Origin of the sequence: Tropicimonas sediminicola, from assembly GCF_900188335.1 — a bacterium.
Lineage (GTDB): Bacteria > Pseudomonadota > Alphaproteobacteria > Rhodobacterales > Rhodobacteraceae > Tropicimonas > Tropicimonas sediminicola.
In genome coordinates, this window is sequence record NZ_FZOY01000002.1 from 121,458 (window position 1) to 142,149 (window position 20,692).

The following is a 20,692-nucleotide window of genomic DNA, read 5'->3' on the forward strand; positions in this document are numbered from 1 at the left end:
CTGCCGCGAACAGACAATGGGCCGTCCCTCGGGGCGGCCCTTTTTCGTTGCACATTCTGCCAGCCTATCCGGCCAGCCTGCGCCTGATCCGGTCCTCGATCGGCTTGCGCTGCTCTTCCGGAAGCGCCTCCAGCGCATCGACCAGCGCATGCAACTCCGCCCGCACGCCATGAAGCTGGTCGACCAGTCGCAGCAGCAGGTCCAGCGCGTCGTCCTCGAGGTCGAAGCTCTCGCACAGGTCGCAGGCCAGCTGCAGCCGCGCCACATCGATCTGCCCGAACACTGGCCCCGGACGCGCCGGCGCCTCGAGCGGCACCACGATCCGCGCCTTCACGAACCGCATCAGCAACGCCCGGTCCAGTCCGGGCACCTCGGCGATGATCTGCTCTTCGGTGTAGATCGTGGTCATGTCTTCATTCCCTTGCGCGGATCGTAGGAATGCTTCTGCTTCCAGGCCTCGAAGAAGCTGGCCAGCTCGTCGTCGACGCTGGGCGGCGCGACGATCTTAAGCTCGACCAGCTGATCGCCACGGTCCTCGCGGCCGCGCGGGGCAATCCCCCGGCCGCGAAGGCGCAACACCTGGCCTGAACTTGCGCCCTTCGGGATCGTCAGGTTGACCGGCCCGCTGATCGTCGGCACCTCGACCTTGCCGCCGAGGATCGCCTCGTCGATGGTGATCGGCAGCACGACGCGGATCGTGTCGCCCTCCCGGCTGAAAACCTTGTGCGGCGCCACCGAGACCGTCACCAGCGCATCCCCTTGCCGTCCCTTGCCGACCGGTGCGCCGCCCTTGCCCTTCAGGCGGATCGTCTGGCCGTCGGCGATGCCGCGCGGGATCTGGACCTGCAGCACGCTGCCGTCCGGCAGCGTGATCCGGGTGGTCCCGCCAAGCGCGGCGTCCATGAAGGGCACCTCCAGCCGATACCGCAGGTCTTCGCCGTCAGAATGGAATCCGTGCATGTGGTCGTGCCCTGCTCCGCCCCGCGCGCCCCGCTGGCTGCGCATGAAATCCGAGAAGAAGTCCGAGAGGTCCTCGTAATCGTCGAACCGCTGGCCGCCCCGATAGGGATTGTCCCGCGCACCGGCGTAGTTGCGGTAGTAATTCGCCTCGGGGCGTTCCTGCCCGGATGCGTCGATCTCGCCGCGGTCGAACCGCGCCCGCTTCTCCGGGTCCTTCAGCAGGTCATAGGCCGCCGCCGCCGCCTTGAACCGCGCTTCCCCGGCCTTGTCGCCCGGGTTGATGTCGGGATGGCTTTCCTTGACGATCTTGCGGTAGGCCTTCTTGATCTCGGCCGCGCTCGCCGTCTTGCTCACCCCAAGGGCTTCATAGGGATCCATCGTTCGTCCCGCTCCGTTGGTCGTGACCGTCGGCCCAGGGCCGACCATCTCCAAATATCGGGATTGTCCCGGCATTTTGCCAGTGCCGCGCGCGCCCCGCGACACCGAGGCCCTATTGCGCCGCAGGCACCGCGTTCGGATTGAGCTCCTGCTGCCATTGCTCGATGGCCTCGACAGGATAGACGAGCATCAGGGTCGTCAGCGCGAGGCTGTCCCGCCCGATCGCTGCGGCAAGGATCTCGAGCCCTGCGATCAGCACCAGCGTCCACCGCTGGCCAACCGCCCAGGCGAGTGCGAAACCGCCCATCATCCAGAGGTAGTCGCAGACCGCGTTGAGCACGGTGTCTCCGAGATAATCCCGATACAGCGTGGTGTCCCTGAACTTGTTGAGGACGAAATCGGTATGCTCGACCAGTTCCCAAGCGACGCCGGTCACCACCGCGACAACCATCAACGGCACGATCCCTGCGCGGGGGAACAGCCACCGCCCGAGCAGCACCACCAGCATCCCGTGCACGATATGGGACAGCGTGTACCAGTCGGCGATATGCTGCGAGTTCTCCGGGGAAAACACCGAACCGACCCAGAGCTTGACCTCTCCGCAGTTGCAGATCGGCGGCTGGCCCCATTGATAGAGCGTCACGCCGACGATCCCCGCGCCGAGCACAGCTGCCGCGAACAGGATGGAAGGCCGCATCCGGACCCTTTCTCGTTACCTCGCGCCATCCAGTCTGCGTCCGGGCGGCCACGCGTGGCAAGTCGGCCGGGCGTGCCGCCGACAAGGTGCGGCCTGCCGGCATCAATCACTGGCGTGGCAACGAAAAAGGCCGCCCCGAAGGGCGGCCCTGACTTCTGTCCGGTTCGAGCCGGAAATCACTCTTCGTCGAGCTTCTCGACGGCGGCCTTCAGCGCGTCCTTGTCGGCCTCGACATCCTCGACCGTGGCCAGTTCGAAGATGTAGTCGACGACCTTGTCCTCGAACAGGGGTGCGCGGATCTGCTGCTGCACCTGCTGGTTCTTCTGGACGAACTCGAAGAACTCGCGCTCCTTGCCAGGGTACTGGCGCGCCTGGTTGAGGATCGCCTGGGTCATCTCGGCATCGGAGACCTGGATCTCGTTCTTGGTGCCCAGCTCGGCGAGCAGCAGGCCAAGGCGCACGCGGCGCTCGGCGAGCTTGGTGTGCTCGTCGGTGGTCTCGATCTCCGGGTGATCGTGGCCGTGCACGTCCGGGTTGTCCTCGTGCCAGAGCTGGTGGGCGATCTGCTTGGCCTCGGCGTCCACCAGGGTCGGCGGCAGCTCGAAGGAAACCAGGTCGTCCAGCTTGTCCAGCAGGCTGCGCTTCATCACGGCGCGGGCGGCACCGGCGTATTCGGCTTCGAGCCGCTCGCGGATCTGGTCCTTCAGCGCGTCCAGGCTCTCGGAGCCGAACTGCTTGGCGAAGTCATCGTCCAGCACGGGCGCGGCGGGTGCCTTGATCGCCTTGATGGTGCAAGTGAACTCGGCGGCCTTGCCGGCCAGGTGCGACGCGCCGTATTCCTCGGGGAAGGACACCTCGACGACCTTCTCGTCGCCGACCTTCACGCCAACCAGCTGCTCTTCGAAGCCGGGGATGAACTGGCCGGAGCCGAGCTCCAGCGGGAAGTCCTCGGCGGAGCCGCCTTCGAACGCCTCGCCATCGACGCGGCCGACGAAATCCATCGTCACCTGGTCGCCGGACTCGGCGGCCTCGCCATCGGCGCGGTCCTCGAAGTTCTTCGCCTGCTCGGCCAGGCCGGACAGAGCCTCCTCGACGGCCTCGTCGTCAGCCTTCACCACCATCTTCTCGAGGGTCAGGGTCGACAGGTCGGGCTGCTCGATCTCGGGCAGCTTCTCGTAGGCCATGGAGACGACGACGTCGTCGCCCTCTTTCCAGTTCTCGCCTTCCATCTTGATCTCGGGCTGCATGGCCGGACGGTCGCCGCTCTGCTCGAGCTGCTCGCTCACCGCGCCGTCGACGGCCTCCTGCATGGCCTCGCCCAGCAGCTGGGTGCCGAACTTCTTCTTGAGCAGCGCCATCGGCACCTTGCCCTTCCGAAAACCTTTCATTTCGATCTCGGGCTGGGCCTCGGTCAGCTTCTCGTTGACCTTGGATTCCAGTTCGTCGGCGGTGATCGTGATCTGATACCCGCGCTTGAGGCCTTCGTTCAGGGTCTCGGTGACCTGCATGGCTCTTCTCTTTCCTTCTCACATTGGTGTCACCCGCAGCGCCACCGGGACCTCCGTTCGGCGGGGGCGATCTCTGCGATCCCCTGCCGTCCGGTCTCGCGACCCCAGCGATACGGGCGTTTCGTCCAGAACGCCTTTGGTGCGGATGAAGGGACTCGAACCCCCACGCCTTGCGGCGCCAGAACCTAAATCTGGTGCGTCTACCAGTTCCGCCACATCCGCCTTGAAACCGGAACGACTGCGGGCCCTTGTCAGCGCCGCAGCCGCCCGTTCCAAATTCGCGCCCTTCTAGCAAGGGTGTCGGCCAGATGCGAGGATAAAAAACATCCTTGCAACGGTTGCGCGAAATCCTTCGCCTGACCTAGCGGCAAAGCCTCCACGGCACTAGAATCGCTCGAAAAACACGTGTCAGGCAAAGACAGATCGGGCGGAAACATGAACTTCTCATTCCTTGGCGGGTCGGCCGCGCGCAACTTGCCGCCCCCGCCGCAGGCGGCTGCGGGACTCGAAACCGGCATTACCGGATCGATCCCGCTCTACACGTTCGACGGCGCGGTGCTGGCCGAATACCTCGAGCCTGGCGACCGCATCATCGCCCGTGGACGCGGCTCCGCGCTGCTTCGTGCCCTGCACGTGGTCGAGCACCACAGCCCCATGGTCCGGATCGCCCCGACCACGCTCGGCCGCGCCCGCCCGGAAAACTTCGTGCTCCTGCCACCCGACCAGCGGGTTGTGCTCCGCCGGGCCGTCGGCGCCCCCTGCGACGGGATATTCGCGGCGCGCGCGCTGGTCGATGGCGAGAACGTCAAGTGGCACGAGCCGAAGCGGCCGGTCCGGCTGGTTCACCTGGTGTTCGACACGCCCCAGATCGTCCACGCCGGCGGGCTCGAACTGGAGGTCGGCATCTAAGCCGCAGCCGCATCCCTTGCGACCGGGGCCGGATGCGCTCATATGATGGCGCTGCCCCCTCCCTGAGAGTTACAGATGGATACCGCCACCACACTCGACGTCACCTTCTGGATCACCGCAGGTGCGATCTTCGTCCTGCTGATCCTGTCCGGCTTCTTCTCCGGCTCCGAGACCGCGCTGACCGCCGCCTCCCGCGGCCGGCTGCATTCCATGGCCGACAAGGGAAGCAAGGGCGCCAAGGCGGCGCTGACCCTGAAAGAAGACAGCGAGCGGCTGATCGGCGGCATCCTGCTAGGCAACAACCTCGTCAACATCCTGGCGACCTCGCTGGCCACGGCCACCTTCACCCGCGCCTTCGGCGACGGCGGCATCGCGCTCGCGACGCTGGTCATGACCCTCCTCGTGCTGATCTTCTCCGAGGTGCTGCCAAAGACCTACTCGATCAACGACCCGGAACGCGCGGCCGAACGCAGCGCCCCGCTGATCTCGCCGATCATCACGCTGCTTTCGCCTGCCGTGAGCGCGGTGCGCGTCATCGTGCGCGGCGTGCTGCGGCTTTTCGGGATGCGCGTCGATCCGGATTCGATGCTGAGCGTCCGCGAGGAGATCGTGGGCGCGCTGGCGATCGGCCATTCCGAAGGCGTGGTCCACAAGGAGGATCGCGACCGCCTGCTCGGCGCGCTCGACCTCGGCGACCGCATGGTCGAGGAGATCATGCTGCATCGCTCCCAGATCGAGATGATCGACGCGGAGGCCGAACCCGAGACGATCGTGAGCCAGGTGCTGGCCTCGGCCTACACCCGCCTGCCCGTCTATCGCGGCGAGCAGGAGAACATCGTCGGCGTGATCCACGCCAAGGACCTGCTCCGGGCGCTCGAAAAGCTGATCCGCGACTCCGGCTCCTTCGACAACGCGCTGGCCAAGTTCGACGTGATGACCATCGCCAAGGCGCCCTACTTCGTGCCCGAGACCACCACGCTCGACGACCAGATGCGCCAGTTCCTGCGCCGTCACACCCACTTCGCGCTCGTCGTCGACGAATACGGCGCGCTGGAGGGGCTGATCACGCTGGAGGATATCCTCGAGGAGATCGTGGGCGAGATCACCGACGAGTTCGACGTCGATGCCGAACACCCGATCCGCCGCACGGAAAGCGGCGACTTCCTCGTCGACGGCGCCATGACGATCCGCGACCTCAACCGCGCCAAGGACTGGAACCTGCCCGACGAGGAAGCCAACACCGTGGCCGGCCTCGTGATCCACGAGGCCCAGACCATCCCAACCCAGGGGCAGGTCTTCTCGTTCCACGGCTTCCGCTTCGAAGTGGTGGCGCGCGAGCAGAACCGGCTGACCCGGCTCAAGATCCGCAAGCTCTGAGAGCGACCTAGCCATGGGGCGCGGCTCCGCCCTGCCCCATTCTCTACGTTCCGCCAAAGCAGGTGCCGAAGTGCCCGGCCCCGGCCATCCGGATCCGGGCATCCTCCTTGCAGGCAGCCCTGCGTTCCTCCGGTACCAGGGTTGGCCCGCCCGCCTTGACGGCCTCGGCATAGTCGGGTGTCTCGTAGCCGATGATGTTACCGTCCGGGCGGAAAAAAACCGTCGTCTCCAGCACCGGCGACGGGTCCTTGCCGGCGCGGGCAAAGGCATGGCTCGCGATCTCGAAGGAGCGCTGATCGACATAGGTTGATCGGAATCCCACGGCGTCGACGCTCTCGATGGTCAGGTTGATGCCGACCTCTTGGAGATCCACCTGCCGGATCTCCGCAACCGTCGCCTATTCCGTGGGGACCTCCGCTGGCCGAACGGGACACGGTCAGGCTCCGGGATCTGCTCGACTTCCCACAGAGGATGCCGGATCAAGTCCGAACCGACAGGATCGTGGGGTGAAACCGGACCAGCAATTGCCCTAGCGGCATTCGGGCATCGTCAAGCGCCGGGTCAGCTGGGAAAGCCCCCGTCGCACGCGACCTGCTCCAGATGCTGGGGGAAAGCTCCGCGAAAACCCGCGCCTGTGACGCCGGTCGGGGCCTGACGGGCGGTTCACGGGCAACAGGCAACCCGCCGCCTCGCCCGGTTCGGGCCGGATACAGGTTGAACCTGCGGCATCGCCGCCGGCTCTTGCCCGAATGACGTGATCTGATAGCCTCCCCGGGAGATCTCAAGGAAATCAGCATTTTCCGGCAGGACGGGCGCCTACCGCCGTTGCGATATCCGCGTCCGGATGCCAGCAGGAGGGCCGGACAGTGACGGAGACAGACGCACTCCCTGCCCTGACACGGGCAAGCACATGAGCCAACGCCCCATGACGAAGCGCCTCATCGGCTACGGTGCCGCCAGGGGCGCCGTCGATGCGCTCACATCGGTCCGCGGCATCGCGCTGGCATCGATCCTCGGCGCGGAGAGCTTCGGCGTGTGGCTCCTGTTCAGGATCTTCCTGCGCTACCTGTCCTTTGCCGGCCTCGGAATGCAGCGCGGCCTCGAGTTCAGCGTTGCCAGCGAGCGGGATCCCGAGGGCTGGGGCAAGGCGGGTGTCGCGCTGGTGCTGGCGATCTTCGTCCCCCTCGGGCTTCTCGCCTTGCTGGCCGGGATGCTCTGGAACGACGGCCCGGTGGCCACAGCCCTGCTGGCGGTCGGCGCCATGATCCTCGTCAACCGTCTGTGGATCCTCGGAAGCACCTACCTGCGCGGTGCCGGCGCCTTGCGAGACCTCGCGCGGCTTGAGGTCATCGTCGGGCTTCTGCAAGCGGTGCTGGTCGTGCTGCTGGCATTCTGGTTCGGCCTTCCCGGCACCTTCGCGGGAATGTTCGCCGGCTTCCTCGCCGGTGCGCTCCTTTTCTTTGCCGGGCGTCCTCTCCCCCCCGTCTGGGACGGGCAACGTGCCGCTGCAATGATCCGGATCGGATTTCCCGTGACGCTGTCGGGATTGCTGCTGGCGAGTTTCAGCTTCTCGGACAGGCTGGTCGTCGGGGCCTTTCTCGGCGTAAAGGCGCTCGGCCTCTACGGCTTTGCTATCGCCGCAGCAGAGATTGGGCAGAACCTCGCCAACGTGACGCGGACGGTCGTGTTGCCCGACATCTATCGCCGCACGGATACGGCAGGCGGTGGCGCTGCCGACGCCGGACAGATGCACCGCGTTCTGACCGGGTTCTCGATCTACGTTCCGATCATCTGCGGGTATTTCGCGGTGATGATCGGCCCGGCCGTCAGCGCGGTGGCGCCCGAGTTCAACGACGCCATCCCGGTTACCCGAACCTACCTGTTCGTCGCCGCCCTGCATGGCCTGTCGATTCTTGCGACCCTTGGCGTCGTCGCACGGGGGCAGCAGGCGCTGCTCCCAATCCTGAGCCTCGCCGGGATCGCCCTGAATGTCGCGCTGTCCTATGCGCTGCTGCAGCGGGGCGGCGGGCTCAGCGAGGTCGCGGTGGCCGCGCTGATCTCCCACAGCCTGCATGCCTGCGCGATCATGGTTCTGGTCTCGGACAACCATCGCCGCTCATTGGCGGCGCTTCAGGCGGTAAAGATCCTGTTTCCGGTGTTCTGGTGCCTGGCCGCCGTCCACCTGGTGCTGTGGCTGGTGCCCACCACGTCGTTCGGCACATTCGCGGCGGCGATGGTGTGCTTCACCCTGGCCATCGCACCGCTCGCCCTGTCGCTCCGCAGTGGAGGGCCCGCTCGGGGGCCGAGACGCTAGAACAACGGCGGGTGGGCGAGCCCCCCCGGAATGGCAACCCGCAGCAGGGCAAAGACCCCGACGGCGACAACGAGGCTCATCGCCCACCCCGCCCGCGCCCAGTAGCGGAACGCCAGAAGCAGGAAGACAGGGATCGCGACAACGCCGTCGATGAACTGGCAGAGAGCGACGAACCCCAGGAACCAGGCAAGGGCGCCGGGGTTGGTCCAACCCATCCGAATGGACTCCTTGGCCCGGATTTCGCGCAGAAGCTCCCAGGCCAGCAATCCGAAGGTCGGAATCACAACGATCATCGGCGCCCGCCGGGTTTCCGCCGGCAGGTCGACCGCCAGCAGGAAGAAACCCAACGCCGCAGCCATCATCAGCATGATGAAGGCCAGATGACCGCTCAGCCTCATTTCACCCTCGCGATCGACAGCAGTCGGCGCCTCCCGACAAGCGGCGCGGCGAAGGTCGCGACCAGAAGAAGCAACAGGCACAGCGCCACCGGGCGATCGAGCAGATCGATGCGCCCGAGCGAAAAGAGCCGCAGCGTCAGGTGCAGGTTGGTCTCGAACATGCCCCCCAGCACGAGGGCGATCACCAGCGGCACGCGGGGCCAGCGGTAGACCTTGAGCGCATAGCCGAACAGGCCGAAAAATGCCGCAAGGATCAGGTCCTCGGCACGCGCCCGGTTGACCATGGCCGCCACCGCAACAAGGGCGAGGATCAGCGGCACGAGAAACCGGGTCTGGATGAGAGTGATCCGCGCCAGTTGACCTGAGATCGCCACCCCGAGGATCGATGTCAGCCAGTTCGAGAAGAACAGCGACCAGACCAGTGCAAAGACCAGCGGAAGCTGGTCGTCGAGCAGCGCCCGGCCCGGGACGATCCCGTGGACCATGAGGGCCGTGAGCAGGAGCACGGTCCCTTCGCTGCCCGGTATCCCGAAGGCCAGCACGGGGAAGAGCGAGCCGCCATCCTTGGCGTCGCTGGCAGCTTCGGGAGCGATGACACCGCGAATATCCCCCTTGCCGAACCTCTCCTTGTCCTGCGCGCTCTGGACCGCGTGCCCATAGGCCACGTAGCTCGCGACCGTACCCCCGATCCCCGGCACGATCCCGACGATCGTCCCGATCGCGGAGCAGCGCAGGGTGAGCCAGCCATGCCTCAGCGGCGCCAAGCACCCTTCGCACACGCTGCCGGAAAGGTCCTCGGACCTCAGGCGGCCGGAAATCGTGCTTCGATCCGATTGCGACAGGTGGATCGCCTCCGAGATCGCGAAGAGCCCCAGCAGCACCGGGATGATCGGCAGGCCGTCCACGAGGTAATCCGTCCCCAGCGTGAACCGGTCGGACGCGGACAACGGGCTCGCGCCGATGAACGCGAGCAGCAGCCCCAGCCCCGTCATGGCGATCCCCTTGGCCGACAGGCCGCCGCTCAGCATGGAGACCATCGACAGGCCCCAGATCGCCAACAACAGGAATTCCGGCGGGCCGAAGGACAGGATCAGCGGCCGCATGAACGGCAGGAGCGCCAGAAGCACGAGGACGCCGAAGGTCGAGCCGAGCGCCGAGGACGCGGCGGCGCAGGCGATGGCGGTCCGGGCATTGCCGGCTTCGGCCATCGGGTGACCGTCGATCAGGGTCGCGGCATTCGGCGCGGATCCCGGCACGTTGAACAGGATCGAGGTGATCGACCCCATGAAGGTCGCCCCTCCCACGAAGGCGCCGAAGATCAGGACAATCTGCACCGGATCCCAGGACAGGGTCATGGTGATGGCGATGGCCATCAGGGTGACGCCGTTCAGTCCCGGCAGGAAGGCAAAGACCATGGACAACAGCGTGCCCGCGATCGGATAGATCAGGTTCGGCCACGCGAAGACGAGCCGCAATCCCTCCAGCGCGGAGTCGAGGATGCCGTTCAAGGGATCACTCGGCCCCTTCGATCAACGCACGGAGATCTGGCAGGAGCGCCTCGGCGGCGGCCAGCCGTTCAGCAGCATCCTGCCCGCGGCCGACGTCCAGCGGCCGTCGCGCCTTCTCCGCGGCGGCAAGGAACTCGGGGTCGTTGAGGGCCAGGTCGAGGCGGTCTTCCAGACAGGCCCGCAGCACTTCCGGCAGGCCCGCCGGCGCCACCACGGTGCGGCCGGCCTCCAGGATCTCCACCAGTGCATCCATCAGCCCGCCCGTGCTCTCGGGATCGTCGCCGGTCGCCACGGCGCGACGCCGCGCCGCGCCGTCAGGGCCGCCAATGACAGGCACCCCCTCAAGGGCGGGATGGCCGGAGATCGGGGCGGAGGTCACCTGGAGCACGGGCTTCAACTCGCCGTTCTCGATCGGCGCAATCGCCGATCCCCAGGAGACGTCCATGATATCGAACTCGCCACGCACGAGCCCGAGCACGGCTTCCTTGCTTCCGTCGTAGCCGGCGAGGAACTCCGCGTTCAGCTTCAGCAGCGTCTTGGCGATGGTGATCGTGAACCAGTCGCCGGACCCCACGCCCGTCACCCCGAACAGCAGCGGCTCGCTGCCGCCGAGAAACGCCCCGGTCTTATCCACCCGGATGTCGCTTTCGGAGTTGACCACCCAGACGTTCTGGTCCCGCGTCACGCGAGCAAGCACGGAGAAATCTTCCGTCACGCTCGGCACACCGTCCTGATCGCTCAGTTGCGCCACCAGCAACCCGCTGGCGTTGATGAAGCCGAGCGTCTTGCCGTCCGGCTCCTCTGCCCGGATCGACTTGACCCCCACCATGCCGCCAGCGCCCGGCATGTTCACGATCGCGATCTCCGCGCCGAGGTGCCGCTCCAGGACCGGCTCGATCAGCCGTGAGTAGGTGTCGTAACCGCCGCCTGCGGAATAGGGAACGACCCAGCGGATCGTCTCTCCGGCAAGGGCGCTGCAGTCCTCTGCCGCCGCAGCGCCTGCCGGAACCAAAGCGGCTCCCGTGCACAGCAGACCGGCGGCGGACATCCGGATGGCCTGTAGGACGGTCGGGTGCTGCGGTCGGCCAATCGTGTCGTCGGGTCCTGCGACCGGTGCTGTGCCGCCTGCGATTGCAGCGTTTCCGACGTTGAATTTCTGCCAAACCATCATGTCACCCTACTCCAAGCACCTTCCCCCACTTCTACACAAATCGCCGCCGCCTGTCTTGCCTGACGGGCTTTCGATCTGGCACGCTGTCACAGGAGAAAGACATGTAGCGAGTAACGGGGATTGTCCCGAAAGAGGTTACAATGCGTCTCATGGTAACGAATTGTCGGGTTGCGCAAGCCTACGCGACGCTGCGCGCGCTCCGGCCTCATGCAGAATACGTCGTTGCAACCACCTCCGGGAAGCGCCCGCTCGGGGTCTGGCCAACCTGCCACGCCGCCTACTCCCGTCTCGTCGACCGGCGCTACGATGTGCCGGACCCCGAAGACGACTGGTTCCATGGCCGGATCGGACCGGAGAACACGCCGCGCGAGGAGGCATTCATCCAGCGGATCGAGGAGATCTGCAAGAAAGAGCGGATCGACACGGTTTTCCCCACAAACGACGCCTGGGTCTACGTTTTTTCGAAGAACCGGGAGCGCCTGGCAGAGATCGGCGTCACCGTTCCAGTCCCCGATTACGAGGTCGTGAAACGCCCGCTCGACAAGTACGACACGGTGCAGGCCGCGGCGGAGAGCGGCTTTCCCCACCCGCGGACCTATCTCGCCACCGACGATGCGGCCGTGCAGGCGGCGATCGCGGATCTTCCGCCCCCCTGGGTCGTGAAGCTGCGGTTCACCAATGGCGGTCGTGGCATGTCCTTCCACTGGGACTCCGGTGAACTCCTGAAACGGGTGCAGGAGCTTCGGGAGGTCCACGGGGCGCCGATCGTCCAGGAATTCATTCCGGGTTCGGAAACACTGAGTTTCTACACGGTTGTCGACAAGCAGGGGCACGTGCTGTCCTGCCTGACGCCCGTCAACGCGCGCGAACGCCTCAGCCGCCCGTCCCATGCCGGGCGCAGCGCCTTTCGGACCGCGCCGCGCCATCCCTATGCCGACCAGGCGGCCGCCCTCGCCAAGCACATCGGTTGGTGGGGGAGCCTCACCATCCAGGCAAAGGTCGACGAGCGCGACGGCGTGCCAAAGATCCTGGAGATCAACCCGCGGCTCGGCGTCCACCTGTGGCTGCGCACCGAGATCGGGATCAACGAGCCGTTGATCGCGCTGCGGATTGCACGGGGCGAGCCGGTCGAGCCGGTGCCGCAGGTGCCGGCCGGAATCCGGTTGCTGAAACCGATCGAGGACACCATTGCCTTCGGCTGCGACAGTTTCGATTACGGCGTCTACAAGATCCGCCGTCTCGGCCGGAGCACGGCCGAAAACCCGCTTCCGCAAGACTCCTACCGTCAGATTTGGGATGACTACAGGGGCCCTTACCGCGAGACGGGAGAACGCCGTTACAGCCCCTATTACCAGTACTTCGGAAAGGACCCGCTTCCCTCGCTCATCTGGACCTCGAAGATCCTGTCCGCCCACGGATCGCTGTCATTCAAGCGGCTGGTTCGGCCCGGCAGCGTCAAGCGGCCCGTATAGGGGAGGAACGGATGCACCTCTCTCCCTATCCCCGCTCCAGAACCTACGGCGCACCGGCGATCTACGGACGCATCGCCGCCGACGCGCTGAGCCTTGGCGCGCATCGGGGCGAGGAGGACCTGCAGCGACTGGAAGCCGCCTTCGCCCGGATGCAGGGCACCCGGCACGCGCTGTGCCTGCCGCAGGGACGCGTCGGCATCTATCTCGCGCTGTCGGAAATGATCGCCTCCGGCCAGGAAGTCGTGCTGTCGCCCTACACGATCTACGACGTGGTCAACATGGTGCTGGCGGCCGGTGGCGTGCCCGTGTTCGCAGATGTGGACCCGACAACCGGCAACCTGAGCCCGGAGGCCGTGCGCGCCGCGCTGAGCCCCCGGACAGGCGCGGTTCTGGCCACCCATATCCACGGCCTCTCCTGTGACATCGAAGCGATCCTCGATATCTGCGCGGAACGCGGGGTCCCGGTCATCGAGGATTGCGCGCAATCGCTGGGCGCGCGGATCGGCGGTCGCGCCGTGGGAAGCTTCGGTGCGGCGGCGATCTTCAGCTTCAGCCGGGCAAAGAACGTCAACACCATCTTCGGCGGCATGCTGGTCACGTCGAACGACGCGCTGTTCGAACAGGCGCGCGACCGGCTTAGCGCCTTCGACTTCGAACCGCTTGGCCGGCTTGTCAGACGCACTGCGACCACCGTGCTGCTCGACTTCATGACCGCCCCGCTGATCTTTCAGGGCGTGACCTTCCCCCTCGTCCGGCTGGATGCGCGAAAGGAAACCGGGATGGTCGACCGCGCGATTGCCGCGGAATCCTCGATCGAGCGGCGCGACGAAATTCCGGAGCACTACCGGCGCCGGATGTCGCCGATGCAGGCGCGTCTTGCCCTGATGCAAATCCCGTCGATCGAGCCGAACCGCCAGCGCCGCGTGGAGCATGCGAAGCTCTACCAAGACGGGCTGTCCGACCTCGAATGGCTGCGGCTTCCGCCGATGAACGACGACGGGCGCAACACCTATCTCAGCTATCCCGTGCAGCTCGACGGACGCGACGCCTTCATGCGCCACATGCTGGCGAGCGGCCGTGACGTGCGAGCGCAATACTACCACAACCTCGCGGCCACGCGGGCCTTTGCCGAGTTCCACGGGGACTGCCCGAACACCCAGAAGATTGCCGCGCGCACCGTGCTGCTTCCGATCTATCCCGGCTATCCGAAGAGCGAGATCGAAAAAACGATCGACGCGATCCGCGCCTTTGCGACGGCGCACCGGCACACCGAAATCGCCGCGCCGGCCTAGCTTCGCTTGCCCCCCGGATCGGGCCAGGCGCGTCCCGAGCCCCGCCCACTGCACGCGCGCGCCCCGCGCGGCAGCTGCCGGACACTGACGAAAACGGCCCGATGTGATACCCTGCCCCGGTGAATTTGTTTCCTTCACCACTGGTCGCGGTGTCCGCATTTCAACTCCCCAACCCGAGGAGAGGCCATGACGCATTTCGATCTGGGCACCTATGCCCGCCCGGTTACCACCACGTCCCCCGAGGCGCAGGACGCCTTCAACCAGGGGATTGTCTGGCTCTACGGCTACAACCACGAGGAAGCCGCCGCCTGTTTCGAGCGCGCCATCGCGGCGGATCCGGCCTGTGGCATGGCGCATTGGGGCGTCGCCTATGCAATCGGCCCCAATTACAACAAGCCCTGGGAGTTCTTCGACGCCGAGGAGCGGGCCGCGACGCTGAAACGGGCGCACAGCGCGATCGCGGACGCCATGGCGCTGCGCGACGGGTTGTCGGCGGTCGAGAACGCGCTGATCGCCGCTCTGGCGGATCGCTTCCCCGACGACCCTGCGATCGAGGATTACGGACCGTGGAACGACTACTTCTCCGAGGCGATGGAAAAGGTCTATGCCGCCCATCCGACCGACCTCGACGTCGTCTCGATCTATGCGGAAGCCCACATGAACCGCACGCCCTGGCTGCTGTGGGATCTCAAGACCGGCAAACCGGCGGAGGGCGCCACGACGGAGCGCGCAAGGGCCGCGTTGGAGCGGGCCTTCAGCGACCAGTCCGACGCGTGGAACCACCCCGGCCTGCTGCACATGTACATCCACCTGATGGAAATGTCCCCGACGCCGGAGGTCGCGCTGCGTCACGGCGACCGCCTCGTGGACCTTGTGCCCGACAGCGGCCACCTCGTCCATATGGCGACCCATATCGACCTGCTCTGCGGCGATTACCAGAACGTCATCTACCGGAACCGCCGCGCCGCCGCCGTCGACCGCAAGTACGAAGCCCACGCCGGCTCGCAGAACTTCTACACCGTCTACCGCATTCACAACGTCCATTTCGAAGCCTATGGGGCGATGTTTCTCGGCCAGCCCGAGGTGGCGCTCGCGGCCTCAGAGGAGTTGATGCGGATGCTGCCGGACGAGGTCGTGCGCTTCATGCCGGAGCTCTTCGAGAGCTTCTACGGCAAGAAAATCCACGTCATGATCCGCTTTGGCCAGTGGCAGGGCGTTCTCGACGAGCCGTTCCCCGAGGATCGGGAGCTTTATTGCTACACGACCGCCGCCATGCACCAGGCCCGGACCATCGCGCTCGCCAATCTCGGGCGGCACGAGGAGGCGGCAGCCGAGCGCGAGCTTGCCGTGTCGGCCCGGAAAGCGGTGCCCGAGGAGTGGCTGGTTTTCAACAACACCTGCGAGGACGTGCTGCTGATCGGCGAGGCGATGATGGATGGGGAGGTCGCCTACAAGGCCGGACGGGTGGAAGAAGGTCTCGCTCACTTGCGGCGCTCGGTGGACCTCGACGACTCGCTCATCTACGACGAGCCGTGGGGCTGGATGCAGCCAACCCGCCACGCCCTCGGGGCCCTGCTGATGGACGCCGGGCAATACACGGAAGCGGAAGCCGTTTACCGGGCCGATCTCGGCCTCGACCAGACGCTGCCGCGCGCCTGCCAGCACCCGAGGAATGTCTGGAGCCTGCACGGTCTCCATGAATGCCTCGTGCGACGTGGCGAGCGGGTCGAAGCCGCCCATATCCGGCAGCAACTGGACCAGGCCGCCGCGCGGGCCACAGTCCCGATCCGTGCCTCCTGTTATTGCCGAAAGGCCGCGGCGGCCTGATCGCCGAAGGGGTGGCAAGCACCCGCGACGGAGAAGCCCACGGCCCGGGCCGGCGGAAATCCGGTTCGAAAGCGCGTGTTCGGGCCCGTTGCACGCGTCGGGAGTGTCACCGCAAAGGCAGCGAAGACGCGCTGGCCTGCGCCCCGGGCCAGCAGCCGGTTCACCTGGTGGTCGGACATATCGCGACGGTTGGCGAGGGAATACAGCGCCCGGCCCTGCGGACCGATGGGCATCGCAGATCGCTGGAGTGCCATCGCCAACGTTTTGACTGCCGAGTTTTTCTCGACCGCCTCGCGGTTGAGGCGCCTGCAGGTGACCGCGCGGGGATCCAGCTTCCGGCACTCCGTTGGCCGGCTTCGACGTCGGACATGCCCAAAGGCTGCAGGAGGGATGCCGGATAACCCTGATCAGGACGGCACAGCGACGCCAAGCGCCCAGCTGGCTCCGGGAAGGCCTGAGCCGCACCAAGGGCCGCGAGAGCGGCATGCTTTGCTCCGACGCCTGGCCGCGTGTTTACCGCCCTTTGAACAAGCCGCCCAGGATGCCGCGGACCACGGCCTGCCCCGACTTCGTCCCCAGCTGACGGGCGAAGCTCTTGGCGAAGGCCTCGGCCACGCTGTCGCTGCGGGAGGACCGGCGTGTGGGCGTGGAGGTGGAGCGGCCGACCCGGGTTCCGGAGTAGCGGCGGGCGGAGTTGTATTCCCGCATTGCCGCCGAAAGATCGTCTTCGGCCTTTTCCGCGGCCTCCGCCTCGGCCGCCGCGGCCTCGGTGCGCGCCTTGAGCATCTCGAAGGCGCTTTCCCGGTCCAGCGTGGTGTCGTAGCGGCCCGCCACCGGCGACGCCGCCATCACCTGCTTGCGGAGGTCAGGCGCGATCGGGCCGAGCTGCGAGGACGGTGGGCGGATCAGGGTCCGCTCCGCCATGCCCGGCATCCCCTTCTTCACCAGGAACGAGGTCACGGCCTCGCCGGTGCCGACTTCGCGGATCGCCTGTTCGATATCGAAGGCGGGGTTGTCGCGATAGGTCTCGGCGGCCTGTTTCAGCGCCTTGCGGTCGCGCGCCGTGAAGGCACGCAGCGCGTGCTGCACCCGGTTGCCGAGCTGGCCAAGCACGTCTTCGGGCACGTCGTCCGGGTTCTGGGTCACGAAATAAACGCCCACGCCCTTTGAGCGGATCAGGCGCGCCACCTGCTCGACCTTGTCGACCAGCGCCTTGGGCGCATCGTCGAAGAGCAGGTGCGCCTCGTCGAAAAAGAACACGAGCTTCGGCCTATCCGGATCGCCCACCTCGGGCAGGCTTTCGAACAGCTCGCTCAGCAGCCAGAGCAGAAAGGTCGCGTAGAGCCGCGGCGAGGCGATCAGCTTGTCGGCCGCGAGGATGTTGACCCGCCCGCGCCCGGCCTCGTCGGTCAGGAACAGGTCGTCCAGCGCCAGCGCCGGCTCGCCGAAGAACTGCGCGCCGCCTTCCGTTTCCAGCACCAGAAGCCGGCGCTGGATCGCGCCCACCGAGGCGGTGGAGATATTGCCGTAGCGCAGCGACAGGTCCTTGCGGTTCTCCCCCACCCAGACCAGCAGCGATTGCAGGTCCTTCAGGTCCAGCAGCGGCCAGCCTTGTTCGTCGGCCACCCGGAAGGCGATGTTGAGAATGCCCTCCTGAACCTCGGTCAGCTCCATCAGCCGCGACAGCAGGAGCGGTCCCATCTCCTCGACCGTGGTACGCACCGGGTGCCCGCTCTCGCCGAAGAGATCCCAGAAGGTGACCGGAAATGCCTGGTAGGCATAATCCGCGAAACCGATGGTCGAAGCCCGCTCGGTAAAGGGCGCGTGGGTGCCCGCCTCGGCCGATCCGGCCGCCGCAAGCCCGCTCAGGTCGCCCTTCACGTCTGACAGGAACACCGGCACCCCGGCGGCGGAGAACCCCTCCGTCAGGATCTGCAGGGTGACGGTCTTGCCGGTGCCGGTGGCCCCCGCGATCAGTCCGTGCCGGTTGCCGTAACGCAGCAGCAGCTCCTGTGCGGTGCCGTAGCCCTCGCCGCCTCCGCCCACGAATATCCGATCCATCGCCTGCCCTCCTGCCTGTCAGCCTTCGCCGAAAAATACACTGTTAACCGGCATTTGCCATAGCCCAGGTATTCCACGGCATACAGAAACACCCGGCATTGCCCCACTCTGTCACGGGCCGATCGTGCTCCCGGAACCGCCATTTCTTTCATCAAGTATCAGAATGGGTGCCATGATCGATCAAAATACCGTCCGAGCAGAATTTGTCTGTTGACCGCCATTTTTAATGATCATAGCGTCACCCCCGTCAAGTCGGCCCGTCCGACAGGGAGTAAAGAAAAGCGCAAAAATGCGTTTGGGGTTCGCCCCGGAAAAGGGTCCTCACGGGCCCTTTTTTACCGTCGCCAGTTTCCCGCGCCATGCGGCGGCACAGGGCGCCCCGGTCGGCAAGGTTCCGCAAGCGACGCGCCCCCACAGCATGGCCCTTCCAACTTTCCCACCTGACACTCGACACGCCGCATGTTACATCCGGCGCCCAAGAAGCAGGACAAAACTCGAGCCGTAAAGCGAAGTTCACACATGACCAATATCCTTCAGACCCGTCTATCCGCCCTGGCGCTGGCTGCTCTGCTTGCCGCCACCCCGGCCCTCGCTCAGGACGCCGCCACCGACGCTCCGGCCGATCCGGCCCCCGCCGAAACGGCGGAGCAGACCGAAGGCAACGACCTCGGCCTCAGCATGGGCGAGCCGGCAGAGGCCGAGAGCGAGCTTGGGCAGACCTATATCCATGACGTCTCGGGCGACTGGGAGATCCGCTGCATCCGCACCCCGCTGGAGGCCGACCCCTGCGCGCTGCACCAGGTCCTGCGCGACGACGCCGGCAACGCCGTTTCCACGATCGAGCTGGTCAATCTCGACCGGGGCGGCCAGGTGGCTGCCGGTGCGACCATCGTGACACCGCTGGAGACGCTGCTCACCGGCCAGCTTACGCTCGCTGTCGACGGCGGCGCCGGGCGCAAGTACCCGTTCAACTTCTGCACGGAGCGCGGCTGCGTGGCCCGCGTCGGGTTCTCCCAGGAGGACGTCGAGCGCTTCAAGCGCGGAAACGCGGCCAGCCTTTCCATCGTCCCTCTGGTGGCGCCGGATCAGACGGTGAGCCTCAAGCTGTCGCTCACCGGCTTCACGGCCGGCTTCACCACGATCAGCGAACTCAATGCGCTGAACGCTGCGGCCGTGGACAAGGCCACCGCCGAACAGCAGAACGGGAACGCCAGCGCGAATTGAGCCGTCCCTTCGGAGCAGCCGCAGACACGAAACGCCGCCCCACCCGGGCGGCGTTTTCATTGGAACGGGCGGACAGCGGAGAGACGCCCGGCGCCGCCTCAGACCTTGCGCAGCGCCAGCACCGCGTTGAGGCCGCCAAAGGCGAAGGCGTTGGACAGGACCACGTCGACCTCGGCGTCGCGGGCCACGTTGGGCACCACGTCGAGCGCGCATTCCGGGTCCGGCTCCTCGTAGCCGATGGTCGGCGCGATCACGCCCTCGCGCAGCGCCATGGTGCAGGCGAGCAGTTCCACCGCGCCGGTGCCGCCGATCAGGTGGCCGTGCATCGACTTGGTGGAGGAGATCATCAGGTCGTTCGCATGATGTCCGAGCGCATCGGCCACCGCGGCGCATTCCGTCTTGTCGTTGGCGGCCGTCCCGGTGCCGTGGGCGTTGATGTAGCCCACCTCGTCGGGATTGACCTTCGCGTCGCGCATGGCCCCGACGATGGTCCGGGCAGCACCCTGCTTGGAGGGCATCACGATGTCCGCGGCATCCGAGGTCATGGCGAAGCCGATCACCTCGGCGATGATGTCCGCGCCGCGCTTCTTCGCGTGCTCGTATTCCTCGAAGACGAAAACCGCCGCGCCCTCGCCCTGCACCATGCCGTTGCGATTGGCAGAGAACGGGCGGCAGGCGTCCTTGGACATCACCCGCAGCCCTTCCCAGGCTTTTACCCCGCCGAAACAGAGCATGGATTCCGAGCCGCCGGTGATCATCACCTCGGCCATCCCGCAGCGGATAAGCTGGAACGCCTGCCCCATCGCGTGGTTCGAGGAGGCGCAGGCGGTGGAGACCGTGAAGGTCGGACCCTTGAGGTTGAACTCCATCGAGACGTGGCTCGCCGCGGCGTTGTTCATCAGCTTCGGCACCACGAAGGGATGCACGCGGTTCTTGCCGTCCTCGTAGACCGAGCGGTAATTCTCGTCGAGCGTGTTCATGCCGCCGCCGGAATTGCCGAGCACGACCCCGGTGCGCGCCGCGAGATCGCCGACGAAGGTCAGCCCCGCCTGCGCGATCGCCTCGCGGGCGGAGAGCAGCGTGAACTGGGTGAACCGGTCGTAGAGAACGATCTGCTGGCGGTTGAACACGGCATCGGGATCATAGCCGCGCACCTGGCCGCCGATCTGGATCGCCAGCCGTTCGACATCGCGCAACTCCAGCGGACCGATCCCGCACCGTCCCTCGCGCATTGCCTCCCAGGTCTCGGCAACGTTCGATCCCAGGGCATTGATCGTGCCCTGGCCGGTAATGACGACGCGCTTCACGAGGCGGTCTGCTCCGCGATCAACCCTTCGACCGCCGCGACGATGGCAGCGACGGAGGAGATGTCGAAATCGCTTTTCTCGGGCTCGTTGGCATTGAAGGGCACGGAGATGTCGAAGGCCTCCTCGATGGCGAAGATGCTCTCCACCAGGCCGAGGCTGTCGATGCCGAGATCCTCCAGAGTCGCGTCCATCTTGACGTCGGACGGCTCCAGCACCGCCTGCTCGGCGATGATCGCGATCACCCGGTCCTTGATGCTGTCAGCCATCTTGCCAGCTCCCTGCTCTCTTT

Annotated in this window: 18 protein-coding genes and 1 tRNA gene; 7 read left to right on the forward strand and 12 right to left on the reverse strand. The window is 66.3% G+C overall.

All coding sequences use genetic code 11. From position 1 onward, the window contains the following. Positions 1–64: 64 nt before the first annotated feature. The 5 genes from CHB86_RS04830 to CHB86_RS04850 all read right to left on the reverse strand — a co-directional run bounded on the left by CHB86_RS04830 (position 65) and on the right by CHB86_RS04850 (position 3,765). On the reverse strand, positions 65–409 hold the full coding sequence (locus CHB86_RS04830) for a hypothetical protein (RefSeq protein WP_089231830.1): 345 nt from the start codon (positions 407–409) through the stop codon (positions 65–67). Next, entirely contained in the window at positions 406–1,338 is a 933-nt protein-coding gene (locus CHB86_RS04835; RefSeq protein WP_245837749.1) for a DnaJ C-terminal domain-containing protein, read from the reverse strand. Before CHB86_RS04835 ends, CHB86_RS04830 begins: the two co-directional genes overlap by 4 nt. 112 nt (positions 1,339–1,450) lie before the next feature. Further along, on the reverse strand, positions 1,451–2,035 hold the full coding sequence (locus CHB86_RS04840; RefSeq protein ID WP_089231832.1) for a DUF2585 family protein: 585 nt from the start codon (positions 2,033–2,035) through the stop codon (positions 1,451–1,453). 176 nt (positions 2,036–2,211) lie between these two features. Then, a complete protein-coding gene (gene tig / locus CHB86_RS04845; protein ID WP_089231834.1) occupies positions 2,212–3,543 on the reverse strand; it encodes a trigger factor in 1,332 nt (443 codons plus the stop codon). A 137-nt stretch (positions 3,544–3,680) separates the two neighbouring features. Next, positions 3,681–3,765, reverse strand: a tRNA-Leu gene (locus CHB86_RS04850). 213 nt (positions 3,766–3,978) lie between these two features. Here CHB86_RS04850 and CHB86_RS04855 point away from each other — a divergent pair. Continuing rightward, positions 3,979–4,452, forward strand: a complete 474-nt coding sequence (locus CHB86_RS04855) for a Hint domain-containing protein (RefSeq protein WP_089231836.1) — start codon at positions 3,979–3,981, stop codon at positions 4,450–4,452. Between the two features lie 75 nt (positions 4,453–4,527). Then, positions 4,528–5,829, forward strand: coding sequence for an HlyC/CorC family transporter (locus tag CHB86_RS04860; protein WP_089231838.1), 1,302 nt, complete (start codon positions 4,528–4,530; stop codon positions 5,827–5,829). 43 nt (positions 5,830–5,872) lie between these two features. Here CHB86_RS04860 and CHB86_RS04865 read toward each other — a convergent pair whose 3' ends face one another. Then, complete coding sequence (locus CHB86_RS04865; protein WP_089231840.1) at positions 5,873–6,202, reverse strand: hypothetical protein; 330 nt, start codon at positions 6,200–6,202, stop codon at positions 5,873–5,875. Between the two features lie 552 nt (positions 6,203–6,754). Here CHB86_RS04865 and CHB86_RS04870 point away from each other — a divergent pair. Further along, positions 6,755–8,143: a lipopolysaccharide biosynthesis protein gene (locus CHB86_RS04870; RefSeq protein ID WP_089231841.1), complete on the forward strand. Its 1,389-nt coding sequence runs from the start codon at positions 6,755–6,757 to the stop codon at positions 8,141–8,143. On the opposite strand, the gene CHB86_RS04875 is transcribed toward CHB86_RS04870, so the two are convergent. From CHB86_RS04875 to CHB86_RS04885, 3 genes are read right to left on the reverse strand one after another with little or no spacing between them, the layout of a single operon-like run. Continuing rightward, positions 8,140–8,541: a hypothetical protein gene (locus CHB86_RS04875; protein WP_089231843.1), complete on the reverse strand. Its 402-nt coding sequence runs from the start codon at positions 8,539–8,541 to the stop codon at positions 8,140–8,142. The genes CHB86_RS04870 and CHB86_RS04875 overlap by 4 nt on opposite strands. Continuing rightward, positions 8,538–10,049 carry a tripartite tricarboxylate transporter permease gene (locus tag CHB86_RS04880; protein WP_089231844.1) on the reverse strand — a complete coding sequence of 504 codons (1,512 nt, stop codon included), beginning with the start codon at positions 10,047–10,049 and terminating at the stop codon, positions 8,538–8,540. The genes CHB86_RS04875 and CHB86_RS04880 overlap by 4 nt, the downstream gene beginning before the upstream one ends. Before the next feature lie 4 nt (positions 10,050–10,053). Continuing rightward, complete coding sequence (locus CHB86_RS04885) at positions 10,054–11,097, reverse strand: tripartite tricarboxylate transporter substrate-binding protein (protein ID WP_141134827.1); 1,044 nt, start codon at positions 11,095–11,097, stop codon at positions 10,054–10,056. A gap of 263 nt (positions 11,098–11,360) precedes the next feature. On the opposite strand from CHB86_RS04885, the gene CHB86_RS04890 reads away from it, so the two are divergent. The 3 genes from CHB86_RS04890 to CHB86_RS04900 all read left to right on the forward strand — a co-directional run bounded on the left by CHB86_RS04890 (position 11,361) and on the right by CHB86_RS04900 (position 15,811). Continuing rightward, positions 11,361–12,692 carry a carboxylate--amine ligase gene (locus tag CHB86_RS04890; protein WP_089231847.1) on the forward strand — a complete coding sequence of 444 codons (1,332 nt, stop codon included), beginning with the start codon at positions 11,361–11,363 and terminating at the stop codon, positions 12,690–12,692. An 11-nt stretch (positions 12,693–12,703) separates the two neighbouring features. Beyond that, the gene (locus CHB86_RS04895; protein WP_089231849.1) at positions 12,704–13,984 is read left to right on the forward strand and encodes a DegT/DnrJ/EryC1/StrS family aminotransferase; all 1,281 of its coding nucleotides are present in this window, start codon (positions 12,704–12,706) and stop codon (positions 13,982–13,984) included. Between the two features lie 186 nt (positions 13,985–14,170). Beyond that, complete coding sequence (locus tag CHB86_RS04900; protein WP_089231851.1) at positions 14,171–15,811, forward strand: hypothetical protein; 1,641 nt, start codon at positions 14,171–14,173, stop codon at positions 15,809–15,811. A gap of 513 nt (positions 15,812–16,324) precedes the next feature. On the opposite strand, the gene CHB86_RS04910 is transcribed toward CHB86_RS04900, so the two are convergent. Then, a complete protein-coding gene (locus tag CHB86_RS04910) occupies positions 16,325–17,872 on the reverse strand; it encodes a helicase HerA-like domain-containing protein (protein WP_089231854.1) in 1,548 nt (515 codons plus the stop codon). A gap of 519 nt (positions 17,873–18,391) precedes the next feature. Here CHB86_RS04910 and CHB86_RS04915 point away from each other — a divergent pair. Continuing rightward, positions 18,392–19,096: an invasion associated locus B family protein gene (locus CHB86_RS04915; protein ID WP_089231856.1), complete on the forward strand. Its 705-nt coding sequence runs from the start codon at positions 18,392–18,394 to the stop codon at positions 19,094–19,096. 98 nt (positions 19,097–19,194) lie between these two features. Here CHB86_RS04915 and CHB86_RS04920 read toward each other — a convergent pair whose 3' ends face one another. Beyond that, entirely contained in the window at positions 19,195–20,403 is a 1,209-nt protein-coding gene (locus CHB86_RS04920; RefSeq protein ID WP_089231857.1) for a beta-ketoacyl-[acyl-carrier-protein] synthase family protein, read from the reverse strand. Then, positions 20,400–20,669 (reverse strand): acyl carrier protein, encoded by a 270-nt coding sequence (locus CHB86_RS04925; RefSeq protein ID WP_089231859.1) that lies wholly within the window; start codon positions 20,667–20,669, stop codon positions 20,400–20,402. Before CHB86_RS04925 ends, CHB86_RS04920 begins: the two co-directional genes overlap by 4 nt. Positions 20,670–20,692 lie beyond the last annotated feature (23 nt).

Excerpts from the sequence above, each read along its gene's own strand:
- CHB86_RS04915 (WP_089231856.1), top strand. The coding sequence starts at position 18,392 with ATGACCAATATCCTTCAGACCCGTCTATCCGCCCTGGCGCTGGCTGCT.
- CHB86_RS04830 (WP_089231830.1), bottom strand. The coding sequence starts at position 409 with ATGACCACGATCTACACCGAAGAGCAGATCATCGCCGAGGTGCCCGGA.
- CHB86_RS04840 (WP_089231832.1), bottom strand. The coding sequence starts at position 2,035 with ATGCGGCCTTCCATCCTGTTCGCGGCAGCTGTGCTCGGCGCGGGGATC.
- CHB86_RS04835 (WP_245837749.1), bottom strand. The coding sequence starts at position 1,338 with ATGGATCCCTATGAAGCCCTTGGGGTGAGCAAGACGGCGAGCGCGGCC.
- CHB86_RS04890 (WP_089231847.1), top strand. The coding sequence starts at position 11,361 with ATGCGTCTCATGGTAACGAATTGTCGGGTTGCGCAAGCCTACGCGACG.
- CHB86_RS04855 (WP_089231836.1), top strand. The coding sequence starts at position 3,979 with ATGAACTTCTCATTCCTTGGCGGGTCGGCCGCGCGCAACTTGCCGCCC.
- CHB86_RS04925 (WP_089231859.1), bottom strand. The coding sequence starts at position 20,669 with ATGGCTGACAGCATCAAGGACCGGGTGATCGCGATCATCGCCGAGCAG.
- CHB86_RS04870 (WP_089231841.1), top strand. The coding sequence starts at position 6,755 with ATGACGAAGCGCCTCATCGGCTACGGTGCCGCCAGGGGCGCCGTCGAT.
- tig (WP_089231834.1), bottom strand. The coding sequence starts at position 3,543 with ATGCAGGTCACCGAGACCCTGAACGAAGGCCTCAAGCGCGGGTATCAG.
- CHB86_RS04895 (WP_089231849.1), top strand. The coding sequence starts at position 12,704 with ATGCACCTCTCTCCCTATCCCCGCTCCAGAACCTACGGCGCACCGGCG.
- CHB86_RS04900 (WP_089231851.1), top strand. The coding sequence starts at position 14,171 with ATGACGCATTTCGATCTGGGCACCTATGCCCGCCCGGTTACCACCACG.
- CHB86_RS04910 (WP_089231854.1), bottom strand. The coding sequence starts at position 17,872 with ATGGATCGGATATTCGTGGGCGGAGGCGGCGAGGGCTACGGCACCGCA.
- CHB86_RS04875 (WP_089231843.1), bottom strand. The coding sequence starts at position 8,541 with ATGAGGCTGAGCGGTCATCTGGCCTTCATCATGCTGATGATGGCTGCG.
- CHB86_RS04860 (WP_089231838.1), top strand. The coding sequence starts at position 4,528 with ATGGATACCGCCACCACACTCGACGTCACCTTCTGGATCACCGCAGGT.
- CHB86_RS04885 (WP_141134827.1), bottom strand. The coding sequence starts at position 11,097 with ATGTCCGCCGCCGGTCTGCTGTGCACGGGAGCCGCTTTGGTTCCGGCA.